The sequence below is a fragment of the Segatella copri genome, assembly GCF_019249765.2.
Lineage (GTDB): Bacteria > Bacteroidota > Bacteroidia > Bacteroidales > Bacteroidaceae > Prevotella > Prevotella copri_K.
Window position 1 is genome coordinate 1,843,715 of sequence record NZ_CP152484.1, and the last position, 21,988, is coordinate 1,865,702.

At 46.4% G+C, this 21,988-nt stretch carries 14 protein-coding genes; 4 read left to right on the forward strand and 10 right to left on the reverse strand.

Features of this window, described 5'->3' with window-relative positions:
* Positions 1–11: 11 nt before the first annotated feature.
* The 4 genes from KUA46_RS08205 to ltrA (KUA46_RS08220) form a co-directional block, all read right to left on the reverse strand.
* Positions 12–965 carry a PCMD domain-containing protein gene (locus tag KUA46_RS08205; protein WP_420377685.1) on the reverse strand — a complete coding sequence of 318 codons (954 nt, stop codon included), beginning with the start codon at positions 963–965 and terminating at the stop codon, positions 12–14.
* Positions 966–1,243: 278 nt separating this feature from the next.
* Positions 1,244–2,377, reverse strand: a complete 1,134-nt coding sequence (locus KUA46_RS08210) for a dTDP-glucose 4,6-dehydratase (RefSeq protein WP_218486831.1) — start codon at positions 2,375–2,377, stop codon at positions 1,244–1,246.
* 26 nt (positions 2,378–2,403) lie between these two features.
* The gene (gene rfbD, locus KUA46_RS08215) at positions 2,404–3,276 is read right to left on the reverse strand and encodes a dTDP-4-dehydrorhamnose reductase (RefSeq protein ID WP_022121966.1); all 873 of its coding nucleotides are present in this window, start codon (positions 3,274–3,276) and stop codon (positions 2,404–2,406) included.
* 305 nt (positions 3,277–3,581) lie between these two features.
* Positions 3,582–4,988 carry a group II intron reverse transcriptase/maturase gene (gene ltrA / locus KUA46_RS08220; RefSeq protein WP_153136868.1) on the reverse strand — a complete coding sequence of 469 codons (1,407 nt, stop codon included), beginning with the start codon at positions 4,986–4,988 and terminating at the stop codon, positions 3,582–3,584.
* A gap of 926 nt (positions 4,989–5,914) precedes the next feature.
* Here ltrA (KUA46_RS08220) and KUA46_RS08225 point away from each other — a divergent pair.
* Positions 5,915–7,561 (forward strand): DUF6377 domain-containing protein, encoded by a 1,647-nt coding sequence (locus tag KUA46_RS08225; RefSeq protein WP_217745829.1) that lies wholly within the window; start codon positions 5,915–5,917, stop codon positions 7,559–7,561.
* Positions 7,562–7,659: 98 nt separating this feature from the next.
* On the opposite strand, the gene KUA46_RS08230 is transcribed toward KUA46_RS08225, so the two are convergent.
* Positions 7,660–8,415, reverse strand: coding sequence for an SDR family oxidoreductase (locus KUA46_RS08230; protein ID WP_217745828.1), 756 nt, complete (start codon positions 8,413–8,415; stop codon positions 7,660–7,662).
* Positions 8,416–8,501: 86 nt separating this feature from the next.
* Positions 8,502–9,008: a histidine phosphatase family protein gene (locus tag KUA46_RS08235; protein WP_118064606.1), complete on the reverse strand. Its 507-nt coding sequence runs from the start codon at positions 9,006–9,008 to the stop codon at positions 8,502–8,504.
* A gap of 282 nt (positions 9,009–9,290) precedes the next feature.
* On the opposite strand from KUA46_RS08235, the gene KUA46_RS08240 reads away from it, so the two are divergent.
* The 3 genes from KUA46_RS08240 to KUA46_RS08250 all read left to right on the forward strand — a co-directional run bounded on the left by KUA46_RS08240 (position 9,291) and on the right by KUA46_RS08250 (position 14,529).
* A complete protein-coding gene (locus KUA46_RS08240) occupies positions 9,291–9,941 on the forward strand; it encodes a DUF308 domain-containing protein (protein ID WP_117727552.1) in 651 nt (216 codons plus the stop codon).
* Between the two features lie 27 nt (positions 9,942–9,968).
* Entirely contained in the window at positions 9,969–12,518 is a 2,550-nt protein-coding gene (locus KUA46_RS08245; RefSeq protein WP_218486832.1) for a transglycosylase domain-containing protein, read from the forward strand.
* Between the two features lie 274 nt (positions 12,519–12,792).
* Complete coding sequence (locus tag KUA46_RS08250) at positions 12,793–14,529, forward strand: AAA family ATPase (RefSeq protein WP_153086355.1); 1,737 nt, start codon at positions 12,793–12,795, stop codon at positions 14,527–14,529.
* 102 nt (positions 14,530–14,631) lie between these two features.
* On the opposite strand, the gene ltrA (KUA46_RS08255) is transcribed toward KUA46_RS08250, so the two are convergent.
* The 4 genes from ltrA (KUA46_RS08255) to KUA46_RS08270 form a co-directional block, all read right to left on the reverse strand.
* Positions 14,632–16,038 carry a group II intron reverse transcriptase/maturase gene (ltrA, locus tag KUA46_RS08255; protein ID WP_153136868.1) on the reverse strand — a complete coding sequence of 469 codons (1,407 nt, stop codon included), beginning with the start codon at positions 16,036–16,038 and terminating at the stop codon, positions 14,632–14,634.
* Positions 16,039–16,558: 520 nt separating this feature from the next.
* Entirely contained in the window at positions 16,559–19,423 is a 2,865-nt protein-coding gene (locus tag KUA46_RS08260; RefSeq protein ID WP_217745825.1) for a putative LPS assembly protein LptD, read from the reverse strand.
* A 16-nt stretch (positions 19,424–19,439) separates the two neighbouring features.
* Complete coding sequence (locus KUA46_RS08265) at positions 19,440–19,976, reverse strand: HDIG domain-containing metalloprotein (RefSeq protein WP_006847274.1); 537 nt, start codon at positions 19,974–19,976, stop codon at positions 19,440–19,442.
* A gap of 121 nt (positions 19,977–20,097) precedes the next feature.
* The gene (locus tag KUA46_RS08270) at positions 20,098–21,873 is read right to left on the reverse strand and encodes a biotin/lipoyl-binding protein (RefSeq protein WP_218486833.1); all 1,776 of its coding nucleotides are present in this window, start codon (positions 21,871–21,873) and stop codon (positions 20,098–20,100) included.
* Positions 21,874–21,988 lie beyond the last annotated feature (115 nt).

Genomic DNA, 21,988 nt, shown 5'->3' on the forward strand with positions numbered 1-21,988 from the left:
ATTTTATTATTTTAATACACCAATGCTACATTATCAATCCACAAGGTATTGCCTGGAGTTCCGATATAGGCTCCACCATCGGATGAGGAGAACTGAAGAATCAGATGAGTAGGTGTTTCGTTAGCACTCGCCCATCCTACTTCTTTTACCGGCACACTCTTACCTTTGCTGTTACGGGCATAGTCAGTGGATCGCAGTCCCATAGTAGCAGCCTGATAACCTGCCATGTGGCGGATATCGCCATAATGGATTGTATAGGTAGCATCTTCCACCCATCTATCGGTACTCTTTCCGAATCTGACTACCATCGTACCCACACGTTTAGCTGTTATATTTCCCTTAGCATCTTCATGCCGTTTCTGCAGATAGAGCACAGCTATAGCATGATCTCGACCTGCAACCGTAGAGGCTCCGCTAAATCCATTCTGCTTGATACGATTGGCTGCATGAGGGAGAGATGTCTTATAATCAAAGCGCAAAGCCTTAGGACGTGCGGTGAATGGTATACCCCAGTTGATGGCTTTAGGACCATCCTTGGTACTTGTTATCGGTTCACGAACATTACCCAGAAAGAGAGAACCGGCAGCCAAGACCTTGATATTGATGAGTCCCAGCACTTTTACTTTCTCAATATGGGTTACCAGTTTGGCACAATATCCACTACCATGTTTATCACGAAACACAGAGTTATTCGTCTTATAGATGCCCGATACATGTGCCAGGACATTAGAGGAACCCCAAGGCGAACCACCCTTATTGGTATAAGGAATATTACCATTGATAGTCATATTAGGTCCAACGGCATAAACAGTTTTCCGATTTCCTCCGATAATGCCTGATTCTTTGATATTCCTGATTACCCAGTGGTCCATATTACCATATTTAAAAGGAACCACCCTTTCCTGTCCCTTAACGGGAAGGCACGACAAGGTAGCAACCGCCATGACGATGCCTGATAACATTATTTTCTTCATATCTGTTTCTTTTATATATCATTAAGGCTGCAAAGATAGAAAAATATTTTCTAGTTTTCAGTTTTCTTCGACATAAAGCATAAAAAATTAAGAAATAATAATATATTTACTGCATTTTAATTGCCATAAAACAAAAAAGTCCTGCATTTGCTGTTATAAACAAATACAGGACTCCTGATTCAATATGCAAAACAGAATCTCTTGCACCGGTTACAATAGAGACATACACCGGTTACAATAGAAACATGTTCCGATTACTCCAAAAGCTATTATCGGTTTGAATACATATTATCGTAATACTTCTGATAATCACCAGAGGTTACATTGTCCATCCATTCCTGGTTATCAAGATACCATTTCACGGTCTCCTCGATACCCTCTTCAAACTGCAGAGATGGCTCCCAGCCGAGTTCCTTCTGCAACTTTCTAGAGTCGATGGCATAACGCATATCGTGACCCTTTCTGTCGGTTACATAAGTGATGAGGTCCATATCCTCGCCTTCCTTTCTGCCAAGCAGACGGTCAACGGTCTTGATAACCACCTTGATGATATCGATATTCTTCCACTCGTTGAAACCGCCGATGTTATAGGTCTCGGCTATCTTACCCTTGTGGAAAATCATATCGATGGCACGGGCATGATCTACTACATACAACCAGTCGCGCACGTTCTCACCCTTACCATATACTGGCAATGGCTTGCGATGACGGATATTGTTGATGAACAAAGGAATCAACTTCTCAGGGAACTGGTATGGACCGTAGTTGTTAGAGCAGTTGGTCACGATGGTAGGCATACCGTATGTATCGTGGAAAGCACGGACGAAGTGGTCTGAGCTTGCCTTGGATGCAGAATATGGAGAGTGAGGATTGTACTTGGTAGTCTCCAGGAAGAACTCCTCGCCGTAAGCCTCGTGGTTCTTACCGCTGGATGCCTTGGTGGTGAAAGGAGCAGGAATGCCCTCAGGATGAGTCATCTGCAAGGCACCGTAAACCTCATCAGTAGAGATGTGGTAGAAGCGCTTACCCTCATATCCTTCAGGAAGACTCTCCCAGTAAATCTTTGCCGCCTGGAGCAGAGATAGGGTTCCCATCACGTTGGTCTGAGCGAAAGTGAATGGATCCTTGATACTTCTATCTACATGGCTCTCGGCAGCGAGATGGATGATGCCATCCACCTTGTAGTCCTGCATCAGTTTCAACATCAGGTCGAAATCACAGATATCACCCTTTACGAAAGTATAGTTAGGCTTGCCCTCGATGTCCTTGAGGTTAGCCAGATTACCAGCGTAAGTCAACTTGTCGAGGTTGATGATGTGATACTCAGGATATTTGTTCACGAAAAGTCTTACTACGTGTGAGCCGATGAAACCAGCACCGCCCGTGATAATGATATTCTTCATTTCAATTAATAATTTATAATTAATAATTATTTTGATGCTGCCAATTCAGCGATGCACTTCTTCAAACTGTCAGTCCAGTATGGCACCTTGAATCCGAAAGTCTGCTTCAGCTTACTCTTGTCAAGTACAGAGAAGTGAGGACGCTTCACTGGGCTTGGGAACTCCTCGCTGTAGCAAGGCTGTATATCGCAAGTATTTCCGCTCAGTTCGCAGATAATCTTAGCGAAATCAAACCAAGAGCAGACACCCTCATTAGAGAAGTGGTAGATGCCCGTCTTATCCAACTGGTCAGTTTCGATGATATGTGAGATGACAGCAGCCAGGTCGCCAGCGTAAGTTGGAGTACCCACCTGGTCGAAGACCACCTTCAGGGTGTCGTGGCTTGCCGTGAGACTCTGCATGGTTTTCACGAAGTTCTTACCCCACTGCGAGTAGAGCCATGCTGTACGGATGATGATATGCTTGCATCCAGTAGCTTCAATACTCTTTTCGCCTGCAAGTTTCGTTTTACCATATACCCCCAAAGGATTCGTTTCCCAATCTTCACGGCAAGGTATATTCTTGTCGCCCTGAAAAACATAGTCGGTAGATACATGAATCAAAGTACCATCTACCTCCTTCATAGCCTGTGCCAAATTTCCCGCAGCAGTATTGTTGAGCAGATTAGCCAGATCGTAATCTGTTTCAGCCTTATCTACGTTGGTATAAGCAGCGCAGTTAACAATTACCTGAATATCATTCTCCCTCACCTTTTCTCGGATAGCGTCAAGATTGGTGATATCCAGTTTTTCATAGCCTTCAGCCACATCGGTGAAGACAAACTTGTGATTGCTTTTTTGGGCACAGATTTGCATTTCATGTCCCAATTGACCATTAGCGCCTGTTACTAATATATTCATTGTTTTAATATTTTATTCAATATAATATTTTAAAGTCTACTTACCATTTCCCTCTACACATGAAGAAAACTGATATTTTCTCTCGAAATCTATTTCCTACTACCTATATATATAAATCCATTCATCTATATATAAATATGTGGCAAAGGTAAAAAAATAATTTGAGTTGACCAAAGAAAAGAAAAAGAAAAGAGAAGAAACTAACATATATTAATCGAGTAGGAGGAAAACGAAGCAGTTTTCTTCCTACTTTCGTTTTCCGACCTCTCACACCACCGTACGTGCCGTTCGGCATACGGCGGTTCCTATTTTGGATACCATTCGAGATACGCATCCATTAAAGTAGCATACCCTGCAGAGCGCAGATTATTGTTGTTTATCGCCCTCGTTAATACAGGACTGTCAGCTATGCGCCAATAGCCCTTGCGAGTATTACCCCATTCGTATGCTTGGTATTTATTGATACCACATTTAATGAGGTTTGCCACTTTTGTCTTGGGTTTCTTCCAAGCTTTCCATATACACATGCGGATTCTACGTCTTAACCATTTGTCTGTTTTACGTAAAAGACTTTTCATATCGGCAAGATGATAATAACCAACCCATCCTCTTATGTATTCTTTCAGTTTTTGCTTTCTCTTGGCATATCCCCAACCATTGCTGCGACTTGTCAGTTCTTTCAACCTTGACTTCATCTTAGCTTTGGACTTTGGATGTACCGTGAGTTGGCATTTGCCTTTCTTCACATAAAAGGAGTAGCCGAGGTATTTCACTCCGCGCACATACGACACTACGGTCTTTTCCTTGTTGACTTTGAGATATAGAGTATTCTCTATAAATCGGGTTATAGACTCCTTCACTCGCATTGCAGCCCTCTTGGACTTGCAGAATATCATCGAGTCATCTGCATAGCGTACAAAGGGAAGCCCTCTGCGTTCAAGTTCTTTATCCTGTTCGTTGAGCATGATGTTACTCAACAACGGACTTAGCGGTCCTCCTTGGGGAGTCCCTTCCTCGCTCGCTTCGAACAAGCCTTTGTTCATTACACCACTTCGGAGATATTTGTGTATAAGACTGACAACTCTGCCGTCTTTTATCGTACGGCTGAGGATTTCTATGAGTTTGCTATGACTCACCGTGTCGAAGAAGCGTTCAAGGTCAAGGTCTACTACATATATGTAGCCTTCGTTGATTATCCTTTGCGCTCCTCGCAGTGCGTCATGGCATCCTTTTCTCGGGCGGAAGCCGTAGCTCGTCTTGGAGAATTGGTTCTCATAGATGGGAGTCAGTACTTGGTTGATGGCTTGTTGCACCAGACGGTCTACTACTGTAGGTATTCCTAACAGGCGCTTCTTGCCATTGTCTTTGGGTATTTCTACCCTTTTCACTGGGTTCGGACGGTAAGAACCGTCCATCAAGGAACGGATGAGCACGTCCTTATTGGTCAAGAGCCATGGGAGCAGCTGCTCACATGACATCTTGTCGATACCACCACAGCCCTTGTTTCTCATCACTGCTTTGTAGGCTCGGCTGAGATTTGCAGGACTAAGGATTTGCTCGAAAAGGTGTTCCTTGTCGAATGGTACTTCCACGATGTTGTCTTCACACATCCACATAAAGGTCTGCACTCCCCCATACCATTCGGTTTCCGACCTATCTCTTTGGGGACAGCCATTAACTTGGGATAATGTTTTCTGCATTCTTTCCTTCATAAGGTATGTTTCAATTACTATCGTTTAATATATAGGTTCTGCCCTTTATGCAACATTATCGAGTATTGCACTACTATGGCGTCTGCTGACTTCTCACGGCAAGCTTTACTCCGCTTCTTTCGTAAAAACAACTATTTGAAGCGTCCGTGAGACCTCCTCGGATAAGGGCATTGTCTTTCCATCTTATACCTACTTCATTTACACCGACCATTCCGAATAGCTATGGGACTTTGATTTGTGTTGCAATCTTATCCATGGTCAAATGCCTTATATGAAGTTTCTGTTCGTTAGGTCAGATGTTTGCCGCCAGCTTCCTTCAGATTTCACCTTACGATGAACACCCTTGCTCTTGGCTATGTAATTCCCGCTATTAGGGCTTACTCGGGACTTTCACCCGTTAGACAATGCTCATGCCGAGCGTACAACAAAGACCGCCACACTTTTTCACAAAAGCATGGCGGTTTTCCCTAAAACATAATAGATAAGCTTTGCCTTTAAGGGCAAACTTGAATCATCAAGTAGCCTAGTCTATTACCAATCCTTTTTCCCTAATATAAACTAAACCTGTTTTCCTATTTAAATCAACATACTAAATCAACAAAAGGAATTTTCTTTATCATTAAATACTTTTAGAAGACTTGAAGTGGTAATTAAACCATTAAAACTACTGTTTTCTGATTTCGTTTGCAAAGTTATATCATTTTTTTCAAAGTTGTATACCCAAGTAGCATTTTGGTAAAAAATCAGCCTACTAAAGAATCAGATAACTCATTAAGAATCAGAGGCTTTAATATATTAACTATTTTTATCTAAAGTAAATGGTATTATATGAAAGGAAATTTGCATCTTTGCACCACAAAACGGACAAAAGGACGAAAATAACATTTAAAAGACTATTTTGTTATAATTATAAAGAAGCATTAAAGATGAAACTACTTATATATTTACTTCTTTTGCTTACTATGCCATTGGCTGCTCAAGGCAAAACGGACGAGAAGACTTTATTGGATCGTATTGACAAGATGATTGAAAACGACCAATATTATCAGGGAATCAAGGAAAAGGAATTGAAACATCTGAAGCGGCAAGCTTATGAAGCTGAAGACGACCAAACCCGACTACTGTTTCTTGACAGCATATATCATGCCTATAGTGCTTACCGCTACGACTCAGCATACGCATATATGAAACAGGGGCTTGAATTGGCAGAAAAATGTCATAACACCTATTATATATTACGTAACCAGATAAACCGGGCGTCCATACTCTCGGTAAGGGGATTTTATGGCAAAGCAGAAAGCTTACTCCAATCGCTCAATCCTGATGAGATGCCATACCAGTTGAAGCTATACTATTACTTCACTTTCGCCTGGATCTATAATTACTGGGAATCATACGCCAAGAACTCAGATTACGCCGAAGAATTCCGTGCCCAGAAGAAACATTATATGACCCTTCTGATACAGAGTTTCAACGAAAACAATAAGCATAACGTCTTCTATCAGTATCTCATGGGCGAATACGCCTATCTCCACAACCCTACCAGCAAGGAATCGCTCAACTATTATCTGAAGGCACTGAAGATGTCGCCAGCCAAATCCCGCATACATGCCATGTCGGCTTATGGTATAGCCAGATATTACAAAAATACCGGCAAATTCGACCTTTACGAGGAATATCTCGTAGAGGCATCCGTGAGCGATGGATTGTGCCAGCTCAAAGAAACTATTGCGCTTCAAAAGCTAGCCTACTACATCTTTAAAAAGGATGCGAGCAACAGTAAGAGAGCTGCCAAATATATCCAGCACACGATGGAAGATGCACAGTTCTTCAACAACCAACTGCGCATGATGGAGATTTCCAACATTCTTCCAGTCATCGCTTCAGCCAACCAGCAGGCTGCCGAGCGCTCTCGTACCCGCTTTCTTTGGGGGTTCATTGGTGTAAGTATAGCGCTGGTCATCATCCTCATCCTCTCATTCGTCAACAACCGACAGAAGAACAAGCTGAAGAAAAACAAGGCTGAGATTGAAGAACAGAACGAGAAGCAGAAAGAGATGAATGCACAGCTCACCGAACTGAACCAGCAGCTGATAGAGACCAATATCAAGCGAGAGACCTACATGCGCCTCTTTATGGACATCAGTGCGGCTTATATCAGCAAGTTATCAGATTACCGCAAACTGGTAAGCCGTAAGATCAAGGCAAACCAGACCGCCGATTTGCTGAAGAGTCTCAACACCCATAAATTGGAAGAAGAGGAATCACAGATGTTCTACAACCGGTTCGATAAGGCATTCCTGGAGTTGTATCCGGATTTCGTTACTGAGCTGAACAAGCTCCTGCTGCCAGAATGTCAAATGGAAGTTCCTACTACGCACGACCTGACTACTGAGATTCGCATCTTTGCCCTGATGCGACTGGGTGTAACCGACAGCCAGGAGATAGCTACCCTGCTGCATTACTCCACCCAGACCATCTACAACTACAAGTCTGGAATGCGGGCAAAGGCGATTAATCGAGATACATTCGAATCAGATATCAATCAGCTTTGCCACATCATTAATAGTTAATAATTAATAGTTTATAGTTTATAGCATAAATCGCTTTGACAATCTTGCTCAACGGCGCAGCCTCTATAAACTATAAACTATTAACTGTAAACTATTAACTAGTTTCTGTGTATCACGGTTCCGTTAGCCTGATGTGTAGCAAGAACCAGCACCTCAGCTATTTGCACATGTTCTGGAGCACTTGCAGCATAGAAGGCTACATCAGCCACGTCATCGCCGTTCAGAGGCTCTATGCCGCGGTAAACGTTGTCTGCGCGGTTCTGGTCACCATGGAAACGGATGTTAGAGAAGTTTGTTTCAACCAAACCCGGTTTCACATTGGTAACACGCACTTTCGTATGTGCCACATCAATGCGCAAGCCGTCTGTAATAGCCTTTACAGCCGCTTTGGTAGCACAATATACATTACCTCCCGCATAAGCAGCATCACCCGCCACACTACCTATATTGATTACATGACCATGATTACGCTCCACCATACCAGGTACTATCAGGCGAGTCATGGTTAAGAGTCCTTTAATATTGGTATCAATCATCTGGTCCCAATCTTCAAAATCGCCCTCATATTCAGGTTCCAGTCCACGTGCGAGTCCTGCATTATTGATAAGCACATCTACATTGCGCCACTCCTCAGGGATGTAATCCACCGCTTTCTTGGCAGCTTCACGGTTACGCACATCGAAAGCCAAGGCAAGCACCTCAACGCCCTCAGCCTCGAGTTCTTTCTTCAGGATTTCCAACTTTCCCGTGTTTCTACCTGTAAGAATCAGGTTATAGCCGCCACGGGCAAAACGACGTGCACAACCTTCGCCAATACCGCTTGTTGCGCCTGTAATAAAAGCAATTTTATTCATATTCTTTGATACTTTGAATTATACTTAGAACTTTTGATACTTTGAACTTTATGATTAGCGAAGCAATTGAATTTTTCACTCTTCCCTTAAAGAATAAGGACTCTGACCTCAGCATTCGCCATTTTCTCTATCTGGTTCATCGGACGTTTATAATAAACACTCTGGATAGCCTTGTTGATGATGCCATGCCCCACAGCAAGAACGGTCTGGTCAGGATAAGTAACCTTGAGCCAGGTAAGGAAATTTTGGGCTCTTGATTTCATCTTTTCCAGCGTCTCTATGTTGTCCGGCCAATCCTTTGGGTCCTTCGGCAGGTCAGGGATGAATTTACCCGTAAAATCGCCCCAATCACGCTCTCTGAGCAAGGGAGTGGTGACAACGGGATGCGAGCCGGCGATAATTTCACAGGTCTGTATACTGCGATAGAGATCGCTCGATACGAAAACATCGATAGGCGTACCCGCCATTTTCCTGGCCACTTCCTCAGCCTGCTCAATACCTTTCATATTGAGTTTTCCCGGTGTTTGTCCCTGCATAATTTGCGCCTTGTTATCCACCGTTTCACCATGGCGCACCAAATATAATTTTGTCATTGTCTTTACTTTTTCCGTCTATATCAAAAATGAGTTTTTACTTTTCCTAAGTCTATACTCCAGATATAGTTTTTACTTTCACTAAGTCTCTTTCCAAGACATCATGATTCTGATTTTGCTTACAAAATTACGGCTTTCTATCGAGACCAACAAATAATTTGCGTTAAATATAGCAATAATTAGCGTTAAATATAGCAATAATTTAAGTTTATATAAAAAACTTCTTGCTAGTTTCGGATTTCTTTCGTAACTTTGCCCCGAAATAACAAAATCAGTTTTAGTATGAAGGTAATACACAGTTCAATATTCCGCGCAGTATGCGCCATCATCGTAGGAGTCCTGCTCATCCAATATCGTGAGCAGACCGTCACCTGGATAACCATCGCCATCGGTGTTTTGTTTTTCCTTTCAGGTGTCATCTCCCTTGCCAGTTATTGGGCAGCCAAGCGCAATGCAGAGAAGATGCAGGGCCAGATTCTGTCTGATTCCAATGGTAAGCCTATCATGGGTATGATACCTAAATTCCCGCTTGTGAGTGTAGGCAGTCTTATCCTGGGATTGCTGCTTGCCCTGATGCCTCAGGTGTTTATCGCCTGGCTGATGTTCATCCTGGCGTTCATCCTGATTTTGGGCGCTCTGACCCAGTTTGTCAACCTGGCTTCAGCAGCTAAGATGGGACGCGTAGGCATTCTCTTCTGGCTCTTCCCTTCAGCTCTTCTTCTGCTGGGTCTGCTCGCCATCATCAAGCCTTCAGCCATCGCCTCTGCTCCTCTTTTCATCATCGGTTGGGGTATGCTCATCTATGGAGTAGTAGAGCTTCTCAACGCCTTTAAAGTCTCCAACAACAAGAGAATCTGGCTGAAGAACCAGCAGCAGAAACAGGATTCAAAGGAGATTTATGTGGATGTAGAGGAAGTGAAGAACGAAGAGTAAAACAACGAAATCATTATATCATCATATATGAATAAAATTAAGTCTCTCTTTGCCTGGTTATGGCAAAAGTTTCGCGCATTCTGGCCTTGGTACAAGGGATTGTATCAGGGCAGAGCGTGGTATACCAAGACCCTCATTGGCTTGGCAAGTTGTATAGTCGCCTTCATCTTGTATCTGGGCGCAGTAGATATCAACTTCTTATGGCTCTTCGGCAAGTCGCCTGGCTATTTCTCAGGCATTCTGGATCCACAGACCTCTGAGGCCTCTGAAATCTATTCGGCTGATGGAAAGCTCATCGGCAAGTATTTCAACGAAAACCGTACTCCGGTAGAATATGATGAGGTAACACCTGATTTCTTCAAGGCACTGGTAGATACCGAGGATGAACGATTCTACAAGCATATCGGTATCGACCCTATCGGTGTGTTTGCTGCTGCCAAGGATGCACTCCTCCATCATAACGGGCGCGGTGCTTCTACCATCACACAGCAGCTGGCGAAGAACATGTTCCGTGTACGTTCGCAATATTCTACCGGTTTGCTGGGCAAGATTCCTGTACTCCGCCTGCTCATCATCAAGAGCAAGGAGTGGATCATCGCGGTAAAACTCGAAACGGTGTTCAGCAAGAAGGAAATCATCACCATGTATGCCAACACAGTAGATTTCGGTAGCAATTCCTATGGTATCAAAACCGCTGCGAAGACCTACTTCAACACCACCCCTAAGGAGTTGACCACCGGTCAGGCTGCCGTGCTCGTAGGCATGCTCAAAGCTACCACCTACTACAACCCACGCACCAACCCGGAGAACAGTCTTGCACGCCGCAACACCGTATTATATAATATGGTGACACATGGCGATCTCTCAAAAGACAGATACAATGAACTGAAAGATGAGCCTATCAAGCTCGATTTCAAGGTAGAAGAAAACTACGACGGACAGGCTAAATACTTCCGTGAAGCAGTAGCCAACTACCTGAAAGACTGGTGTAAAGACGAAGGTTACGACCTCTATACCAGCGGTTTGAAGATTTATACCACCATCGATACCCGCATGCAGAAGTATGCAGAAGATGCAGCCCGCAAGCAGATGAAACAGGTACAGCAGAACTTCAACAACCACTGGAGCATCCGCCGTACCCAGGCAGGCAAAGGCAACTGGATGGGTCAGGATCCTTGGCAGGATGAGAACCACAACGTGATACCAAACTTCATCCAGGGCATCGCCGAGCGCCAGCCATTCTACAAGGCATTGGTAGCCCGCTTCCCTAACAATCCCGACTCAGTAAACTATTACTATAAGGAGTGGGTTCACCCGGTTAAGGTATTCGATTATGACAAGGGCAGCATCACGATGAACATGACATCAGAAGACTCCATCAAGTATATGACCACCTTCATGCACTGCGCCTTTGTTGCCATGGAGCCACAGACCGGAGCAGTAAAGGCATGGGTGGGCGATATCGACTTCGACCACTGGAAGTATGACAAGGTAACAGCCGAGCGCCAGCCTGGTTCTACCTTCAAGCTCTTTGTTTATACCGAGGCGATGAATCAGGGTTTAACCCCTTGTGACAAGCGTCGCGACGAATATATCTCTATGGAGGTATACGATAAGAAGAAGCACGAAATGACCATCTGGCGTCCATCCAATGCCAACGGTTCGTTCTCGGGCGACAGCATCCCATTGAAGAGTGCCTTTGCCAAGAGTATCAACTCTGTGGCTGTAAGATTAGGACAGGAGATGGGCATCAAGCGCATCATCGAGACAGCCAAGAAGATGGGTATCAACAGTCCGCAGGATGACACCCCTTCTCTCGCCCTCGGTTCCAGCGATGTCAACCTCCTGGAGATGGCATGCGCCTACAGCACCATTGCCAACAATGGCAAGCACCACGACCCGGTATTGGTTACCAAGATTGTAGACCACGACGGTAAGGTGGTTTACGAGGGTCCTACCGATTCCGAGCAGGTAATACCTTACAAGAGTGCCTTCCTCATGCAGCAGCTCTTACAGGGCGGTATGAAGGAGCCGGGAGGTACATCCCAGAGTCTCTGGGGCTATGTAGGCAACTACCGTGATACAGAGTTCGGTGGAAAGACAGGTACCACCAATAACCACTCCGATGCCTGGTTCATGTGTGTGAGTCCTAAGCTCGTAGTTGGTGCCTGGGTAGGAGGCGAATACCGCTGTCTCCACTTCCGCACCGGAGCCTTGGGTCAGGGTTCGAGAACCGCTCTTCCTGTGTGCGGTTACTTCCTCCAGAGTGTCTTTGGCGACCCAGCCTTCCAGCAGTATCACGGCAAGTTTGACAAGCCACAGGACAGCGATATCACCAGCGATATGTACATCTGTGCAAGCTATGCACCAAAGCCAAAGGTAGATACCACCAAGGTAGACAGTACCGCCTTCCAGGAAGAGATTGTTCTCGATGACGAAGGCAACCCTATCATCCGCGAGGTTCCTGCCAAGAAGGCTGAAAGCGAATCTGCCACCGGTACTGCCACCACAGAAGAAAAGAAAGAGAAGAAGAAGGCCAAGCCAACGGAGCAGCCTGTCAACTTCGATGATCTTTAAATTTAGTTAATAGTTTACTCAAGTTTCGCAAGTAAGCCCCACACGCCCTGAAAGGGCAGAAGCTCCTAGCCCAGGGCATCGCCCTGGGTGTTTATGGACGCAAACCTGTCGCCCTGTAAGGGCAAAAGCTTTCAAATACCTGGCAATATACAAAGCTTTTGCCCTTACAGGGCGCCTTGCTGATTGCCATTATACCCAGGGCGATGCCCTGGGCTAGGAGCTTTTGGGCCTTCAGCCCGTACTTGAACCACATGCTAAAGTTCAGTTAAATACAATGATTGATCTCGACAACCCGGAGTTGCAGAATGCACTCCAAATCATACAGTTTACCCGTCGTTCGCTTTTCCTTACCGGAAAGGCGGGGACGGGTAAATCTACTTTTTTACGTTATATAGCCGCCAATACCAAGAAGAAACATATCATTCTTGCCCCAACAGGCATTGCGGCCATCAACGCCGGCGGAAGCACGCTCCACAGCTTTTTCAAGCTTCCTTTCCACCCGCTGCTGCCCAACGACAGCATGTATTCCGTCCGCAACATCCGCAACACCCTGAAGTATAATTCAGAGAAGATAAAGATTATCCGCGAGGTAGAGCTCATCATCATCGATGAGATCAGTATGGTTCGTGCCGATATCATCGATTTTCTGGACAAGATATTGCGGGTATATTGCCGCAACATGCGAGAGCCTTTCGGGGGCAAGCAGCTGCTTCTGGTGGGCGATATCTTCCAGCTGGAGCCTGTGGTAAGAGAGGACGACCGCCGTCTGCTCAGTCCCTTCTACCGCAGCAGTTTCTTCTTCGATGCCAAGGTGTTCGAATACTTCAAGCTCGTGAGCATCGAACTCAAGAAGGTATACCGCCAGAGCGATCCCGTTTTCATCAGCATCCTCGACCACATCCGCACGTCTCAGGTGCCCATGCAGGATCTACAGCGCCTCAACCAGCGCGTGGGAGCCCAGCTCGATGAGAGCGATTCCAAACTTGCCATCACCCTCTCTACACGCCGCGATACGGTAGATTACATCAACGACAGCCAGCTCCAGTGTCTTCCGGGAGAGCCTTGCCTCTTCCGTGGCCACATACAGGGCGAGTTTCCGGAGAGCAGTCTCCCTACCCCTATCGAGCTTTACCTCAAGACGGGGGCTCAGGTTATCTTCATCAAGAATGATATCGAGCATCAGTGGGTGAATGGCACGCTGGGCACCATCATCGGTTTTGATGAGGATGAGGATGCCAAGATTTATGTGCGCACCGAGGAAGGCAAGGATGTGATGGTGGAGCCTGCGGCATGGAGCAACATGAGATACCATTTCAATGAGGTTGAGAAAAAGATTGAGGAGGAAGAGATTGGCAGATACGAGCAGTACCCCATCCGTCTGGCTTGGGCGATAACGGTTCATAAGAGCCAGGGCCTCACCTTCAACCAGGTGAAGATTGATTTCACGGGTGGTGTCTTTGCGGGCGGACAGACGTATGTTGCCTTGTCCCGCTGCACCAGTCTCGAGGGCATCAGTCTTCAGGAGCCGTTGCGTCAGAGTGATGTTTTCGTGCGCAATGATGTCAAGCAGTTTGCCCGTCATTACAACGACCAGAGCACCATCAACACAGCGCTTACCCAGAGTAAGGCCGACAAGCAGTATCATGATGCCGTCAAGGCCTTTGACAGGGGCGATATGCAGTCGGCTCTCGACAACTTCTTCCTTGCCATCCACAGCCGTTATGACATCGAGCAGCCGCTTGCCAAGCGTTTCATCCGCAAAAAGCTGAACAGGGTGAACGAGCTTCAGGCAGAGAACGAGCGGTTGCGTGAAGAAATAAGAAAGAAGGATGAAGAGAAGGAGAAGCAGCAGAAGTTCCTCAAGCGCCTTGCCACGGAGTATGTGATTATGGGGAAGGAGTGCGAAAAAGAGGGCATGAAAGAGGCTGCCATCATGAATTACCGCAAGGCCCTCACCCTTTATCCTGAGCACCCGGAGGCGAAAAAAAGGCTTTTAAAGGTAAAAAAGTAAAAGGGTAAAAATCGAGTAGGAGGAAAACGAAGCAGTTTTCTTCCTACTTTCGTTTTCCGACCTCTCACACCACCGTACGTGCCGTTCGGCATACGGCGGTTCCTATTTTGGATACCATTCGAGATACGCATCCATTAAAGTAGCATACCCTGCAGAGCGCAGATTATTGTTGTTTATCGCCCTCGTTAATACAGGACTGTCAGCTATGCGCCAATAGCCCTTGCGAGTATTACCCCATTCGTATGCTTGGTATTTATTGATACCACATTTAATGAGGTTTGCCACTTTTGTCTTGGGTTTCTTCCAAGCTTTCCATATACACATGCGGATTCTACGTCTTAACCATTTGTCTGTTTTACGTAAAAGACTTTTCATATCGGCAAGATGATAATAACCAACCCATCCTCTTATGTATTCTTTCAGTTTTTGCTTTCTCTTGGCATATCCCCAACCATTGCTGCGACTTGTCAGTTCTTTCAACCTTGACTTCATCTTAGCTTTGGACTTTGGATGTACCGTGAGTTGGCATTTGCCTTTCTTCACATAAAAGGAGTAGCCGAGGTATTTCACTCCGCGCACATACGACACTACGGTCTTTTCCTTGTTGACTTTGAGATATAGAGTATTCTCTATAAATCGGGTTATAGACTCCTTCACTCGCATTGCAGCCCTCTTGGACTTGCAGAATATCATCGAGTCATCTGCATAGCGTACAAAGGGAAGCCCTCTGCGTTCAAGTTCTTTATCCTGTTCGTTGAGCATGATGTTACTCAACAACGGACTTAGCGGTCCTCCTTGGGGAGTCCCTTCCTCGCTCGCTTCGAACAAGCCTTTGTTCATTACACCACTTCGGAGATATTTGTGTATAAGACTGACAACTCTGCCGTCTTTTATCGTACGGCTGAGGATTTCTATGAGTTTGCTATGACTCACCGTGTCGAAGAAGCGTTCAAGGTCAAGGTCTACTACATATATGTAGCCTTCGTTGATTATCCTTTGCGCTCCTCGCAGTGCGTCATGGCATCCTTTTCTCGGGCGGAAGCCGTAGCTCGTCTTGGAGAATTGGTTCTCATAGATGGGAGTCAGTACTTGGTTGATGGCTTGTTGCACCAGACGGTCTACTACTGTAGGTATTCCTAACAGGCGCTTCTTGCCATTGTCTTTGGGTATTTCTACCCTTTTCACTGGGTTCGGACGGTAAGAACCGTCCATCAAGGAACGGATGAGCACGTCCTTATTGGTCAAGAGCCATGGGAGCAGCTGCTCACATGACATCTTGTCGATACCACCACAGCCCTTGTTTCTCATCACTGCTTTGTAGGCTCGGCTGAGATTTGCAGGACTAAGGATTTGCTCGAAAAGGTGTTCCTTGTCGAATGGTACTTCCACGATGTTGTCTTCACACATCCACATAAAGGTCTGCACTCCCCCATACCATTCGGTTTCCGACCTATCTCTTTGGGGACAGCCATTAACTTGGGATAATGTTTTCTGCATTCTTTCCTTCATAAGGTATGTTTCAATTACTATCGTTTAATATATAGGTTCTGCCCTTTATGCAACATTATCGAGTATTGCACTACTATGGCGTCTGCTGACTTCTCACGGCAAGCTTTACTCCGCTTCTTTCGTAAAAACAACTATTTGAAGCGTCCGTGAGACCTCCTCGGATAAGGGCATTGTCTTTCCATCTTATACCTACTTCATTTACACCGACCATTCCGAATAGCTATGGGACTTTGATTTGTGTTGCAATCTTATCCATGGTCAAATGCCTTATATGAAGTTTCTGTTCGTTAGGTCAGATGTTTGCCGCCAGCTTCCTTCAGATTTCACCTTACGATGAACACCCTTGCTCTTGGCTATGTAATTCCCGCTATTAGGGCTTACTCGGGACTTTCACCCGTTAGACAATGCTCATGCCGAGCGTACAACAAAAAAAAACAGGCAAAATCACTTGCCTGTTTTTTTTATTACCTATAAGCTGAAAAGCTCTATTAACTATAAACTTTCAACTATAAACTATCATCTAGTACCATTGTACAGCGTTCGAATAACCGCTGCGCTTGTCGTATTTCAGCGCATCTGTCAGGGTGGCTGCGTTACAACGGAAGGTGAAGTTGTAGCTCGTATATGGAGCGAGAACCACAGAACAGCTCATGTTGAAACAGTGAAGATCACGGGCCAGACTGGCGGTGGTCATACTGATCTTGTGGTTGTCAAAATCATAACCGGATGAGAAACTGATGTTCCAGCCATCACTGATTCTTACGTTACCACTCATGTTCAGAGTCTGGGTAAACTTGTATGCATAGCGCATCGTCTTCTCATTGAACTTCTCTCTTCGCGTATCCTCGCGCATCGTTACACCATAACCGAAGGTCAGCGACCATGGCATCTTAAACGCCATATAACCATCTGAATCCGTTTCAGCCTTGCCGCCCTTCTTGGCTGCCGTCTTACCCTTCTCCATGCTGTCGTCTACGTTGCTCTCGATGTCGGTATCCAGACCTTCATCGTCATCATCATTGCGCTGGCTGTCCTTCTTGTCGTCCTCATCATCGCCCCCGCCAAAGAGTTTCTTCAGCTTCTCCGGGTTCAGTGTGAACGAGAAGTTCTGCGACATACCCTGGAATCGTCCGAACCTGCCCTTGCCCCACTCCGTATGGGTACCCACATAAACATTGTTCTGGTCGTCCAGCTCGTAGGCATAGGTGGCAAACACAGCGTTCATGTTGAAGGTATAGTTCTTCCACCACTTCAGTCGCAGGTTGATGTTCATATCGCTCCAAGGACGAACCTTGGCTGCGGTATTGTAACTCATGTTGATGTCGAACGCATCGATGATACTGAGTTTCTTGTATCCGGTAGAGTCCTTATCGCTCTTCACCTTCATCTCGATGTTGTTGCCCAGGGTAAACGAGATATTACCGCTCTTACCCTTGCCCGGCGCACCGTAGAGGGCATTGGCATACTTCGAGTAGCTCACCAGCGATACGTTTCCGTCGGCATCGGTCTTCTGGTAGGTGTCCCAGTAGCCGTAGCGTGAAGCTCCGAAGTCTGGGGCATAACTGAAACTCACCGTAGGCGTAAACACGTGGCGCACAGCCTGTATCTTATCTCCGAAGAGCTTGCGGTTTGGTATGTAGAAACCATAGAGTTTGGTAGAGAGACCTACGCTCATGTTCCAGTTATACACGTTGTTGAAACCGTAGATGGTATCACATTTCTCCGTTTGGCTGGCTTCATCCCATGATCTCTCCACCTTGTTGGTATACATACGGTCGGTGAAATTGAACGATGGGTTCACGTTGAGATATTTGAAGAGCGTGAATGTAGCGCTCACCGGTATCTGATGCTGCCATCCGTTGCGCCAGTCCTTGATGAGTGAACTGTGCATCAGCTTATCCTCTTTGGTATTGATACTGTTAGAGATGTGTCCCGTATAGCTCATGGCTATCTTCTCGTACCATTTCTCATCGCCCACCATCTTCTTTCTTCTGAACGGATAGAAGCGGGAGATGCTGATGTTGAGGTCGGGCAGCGTCATGGCTATCGACGAGTCGCGCATATTCTGCGAGAGGTTGGCGGTAGAGCTGAGCGACATTCCGATGCTCGAGAAGTTGGTGCTCCAGCTTACGGAAGAGGTTCTCGTACTCTGCGTCATCGTCTGCGGATTGTAGAGCGAGTTGAGGTTATTGCGCTCGTAGCTCGATGTGGCGAAGTTCACACTTGCCGAAAGCGAACTGTATGGGTTTGCCTTGCTGTCCTGGCGGTGGCTCCATTGCAGTTTGAAGCTCTCCTGCTCGGTAAAGTCTGGCATTCCCTTGTCGCCGTTCTTCGTATCCTGGTAACTGAAGAAGAAGGAACCCGAGTATTTGTATCTCTTTCGGTAGTTGCTGGCTGCCGAGAGTCCCCACGATCCCTTGGTATAAATCTCACCCAGCAGCTTCAGGTCCCATTTATCGTTCATGGCGAAATAATATCCGCCATCTCTGAGATAGAATCCTCGTGCCGTTTCATCGCCGTAGGTTGGCATGATGAAACCGCTGCTGTAACTCTTGGTGAACGGGAAGAAGCCGTAAGGGATGGCAAGCGGCATAGGCACATCGCACACCACGAGATAGGCTGGTCCGAATACCACATCCTTGCCCGGCCTTACCTTGGCTCGGGAGAGCGAGATGTAGAAGTCGGGATGCGGATCATCGCAGGTGGTATACCTTCCGTGCTGCAGATAGATGACTCCCGATGAGTCGCGTTTCGACTTCATACCGGTCAGGAATCCGTCTTGCTGTTCTGTATATACATTATTAATAAGGGCCTTCTTGCTCTTGAAGTTGAATTTGATGGTGTCGGTATCATAGGTATCGCTACCCATCTTGAAGACAGGTTTGCCCTTGATGCCTCCCTCCGCTGTACTGTCGGGTGTACCCATCGCCTTCACGTTGCTCTTGTCCATATCCATGGAGATGCGGTCGGAACTGAGGTCCATATTGGTATACTTCACGTTGGAGTTTCCGTAGAGATATGCCACCTTGTTCTTGGCATCGTATACGAGAGAGTCGTCCGCCTGATAGTTAACCGGTGCGTCTACTCCACCCTGTTTCTTTCTGGCGATACTGTCGAGGCGGATACTGTCATCCACCACTTTATTATGTTTCCATATAGCTTTCTGCAGCGAGTCCATCTGCGTAGTGTCGTCAGCCTGTTTCAGCTTGGGCTTTATTTCGTTGCCCAGCGAGTCTACGAACACACTGTCACCCACGCTGTCCACGGTTTCCGTCTTCTCCGTTTTCTTCTTTTTCTTTTTCGAATCGGGCATACCCGGATTAGCCACCATCATACACGAGATGGCAGCGAGCAGCAGCATAGCTATCGTCGATTGTTTTCTCATTCAATAAATTAGAATTCTATTCAAACATGCGTTCCCATTGCTGGAAGCGTTTTACTCCTTCCTCTCCGAACTTCATGAGACTTTTTTCTGCTTTCTCAATTGTTTTTTCCCGGTCGAGGTGAGTTTTGCTGAAGAATTTATCAGCGTAGCAAATCACCTTCTCCTCCATGGTTTCCGGCAGGAAATCCTGATGTGGCAGGGGCAGGTTCTGTGCTATAATCTGTGCCTCTGTGATGCCTGCACCGGTATGGCGCTCACATACGCGGGCATGTCGCTCATATCCTTCCTTGCGCAGGATTTCTGCTCCCAGTCGTCCATGGCAGATGTAGGGCTGCGAGCCGAAACACTGTATGCCTGGGGCATCGGTCATGAAGATGCCGAGGTCGTGGAGCATAGCTGCTTCTTCGATAAACTGGGCATCGAGTTGCAATTCGGGATGATACGAAACAATCTGTAGCGCTTTTCGCGCTACAGATTGGCTATGTGTAATGAGGATATGCCGAAGCTCATTATCCTCAGGATAATACTTATCAATAATAGCTTGATAATTCATCGTTTTTATATTAAATGTTGAATGTTGAGTGTTGAATGTTGAATTATGGGGCTTGCGCCGTAAGTGTCCTTGCTGTTTTGCAGAAAGGGACAACTCAACATTCAACATTCAACATTTAACATTATTCAGCCTCGCGCTCGATGTAAGCGATAACATCGCCCTTGCGCACCTTGCTGCCCTGCTTGGCATTGATTTCTACGAGCTTGCCGCCCAATGCAGCTGGGATGGTTTCAAACTCGCCCCAAGGAGCCTGGATATAGCAGAAGGCATCACCTTCCTTATATTCCTTGCCGATGTATGGCTCTACAGCTGGCTGGCACTCGCCCGCGCCCTGGAATTCCCAGAAGAGCTGGCCGGCTACTGGTGCCACGATGGCATCTGCCTTGGCGTGCTTGAACTCTGCAAGCTGTGCAGGAGTAAGGGTCGTACCGAGCTTGGCATCCTTTGCCTTCTGAAGGTCGGCCAGGAAGTTTTTCTTTGCCTGTCCGCTCTTGTAGTTGCGATACTGCTCTGGGTGCATAGCGAGCTCGAAGAGTTCCTCGTCGTCCTGACCGTAATCCCAACCGTTCTCGTCCATCTCCTTCTTGAAGTCGTCGAGAGCGTTGGTGAGCAATGTGTGTGCATCAACATCTGTAAACTCGCGGCCCTGCTTCTTGGCGAGCTCTACGAGTTCTGGGTCGATAGTTCCAGGAATCTTACCGCTCTTACCGAGAATCATACCCCACATAGAGTCGTCCATCATTACGAAGCGACCCTTGCCCTGCTCCATGGTGAGGAGGTTCATCAGTGAGATGTTCTTTACATACTGGCTGAATGGGGTTACCAATGGAGGATAACCTACGCGTGGCCATACATACTCTACCTCGTCGAAGAGCTTGATGAGCAGGTCGTCCATAGACAACTCTTCCTCACCCTTCTTCTTGCGGATGTTGTTGATGGTCTGACGCATACCGCCGAGGTCTGCCATCATAGAACCCATCATACCGCCAGGGAGACCGCAACCGAGCAACAATGAAGACATGATCTTGTTACCTGGGTTGATGAAGTAGCCGAGCCACTCGTCGATGAACTCCTGAGTCATAGCACGAGCCTTCATATAAGCGCTCATGTTGATTTCAGGCACTTCGAAGCCCTCGTTCTTCAGCATGCTGATAACTGAGATTACGTCTGGGTGAACCTTACCCCATGACAATGGCTCGATGGCTGTATCGATGATGTCGGCACCATTGTTGCAGACCTCGAGGATAGAAGCCATAGAGAGACCAGGACCAGAGTGGCCGTGATACTGGATGATGATCTGTGGATACTTGTCCTTAATCATCTTGGTGAGTTTGCCGAGGAATGCTGGCTGGCCGATACCTGCCATATCCTTCAAACAGATTTCCTCTGCACCGGCAGCGATGAGCTGGTCGGCGATGTTCATGTAATATTCCAGGGTATGAACAGGAGAGTTGGTGATACAGAGTGCACACTGTGGAGTCATGCCACCCTCCTTAGCCCACTTGATAGAAGGAATGATGTTGCGCACATCGTTCAGTCCGTCGAAGATACGTGTGATGTTGGTACCCTGCTTAGCCTTTACCTTATACATAAGGGCGCGCACGTCGTCAGGCACAGGATACATACGAAGAGCGTTCAATCCGCGGTCGAGCATGTGAGTCTTGATACCCACCTCGTTGAAAGGTTTGCAGAATGCGCGTACGGCATCGTTAGGGTTTTCACCTGCCAGGAGGTTAACCTGTTCGAAGGCACCGCCGTTAGTCTCTACACGGCTAAAGCATCCCATTTCGATGATAACTGGGGCAATTTTAGCCAACTGATCCTTGCGTGGCTGGAACTTACCAGAGCTCTGCCACATGTCTCGATAAACGAGACTGAACTGAATTTTCTTCTTCATTATTCTTGTTCTTTTTCTTTATATTCGATGTATGAATTTAATTCCAAGGTGCAAAATTAGACAAAAAAATCGAGAAATCGTCCTATTCGCCTCTTTTTTTATATTTATTATGTAA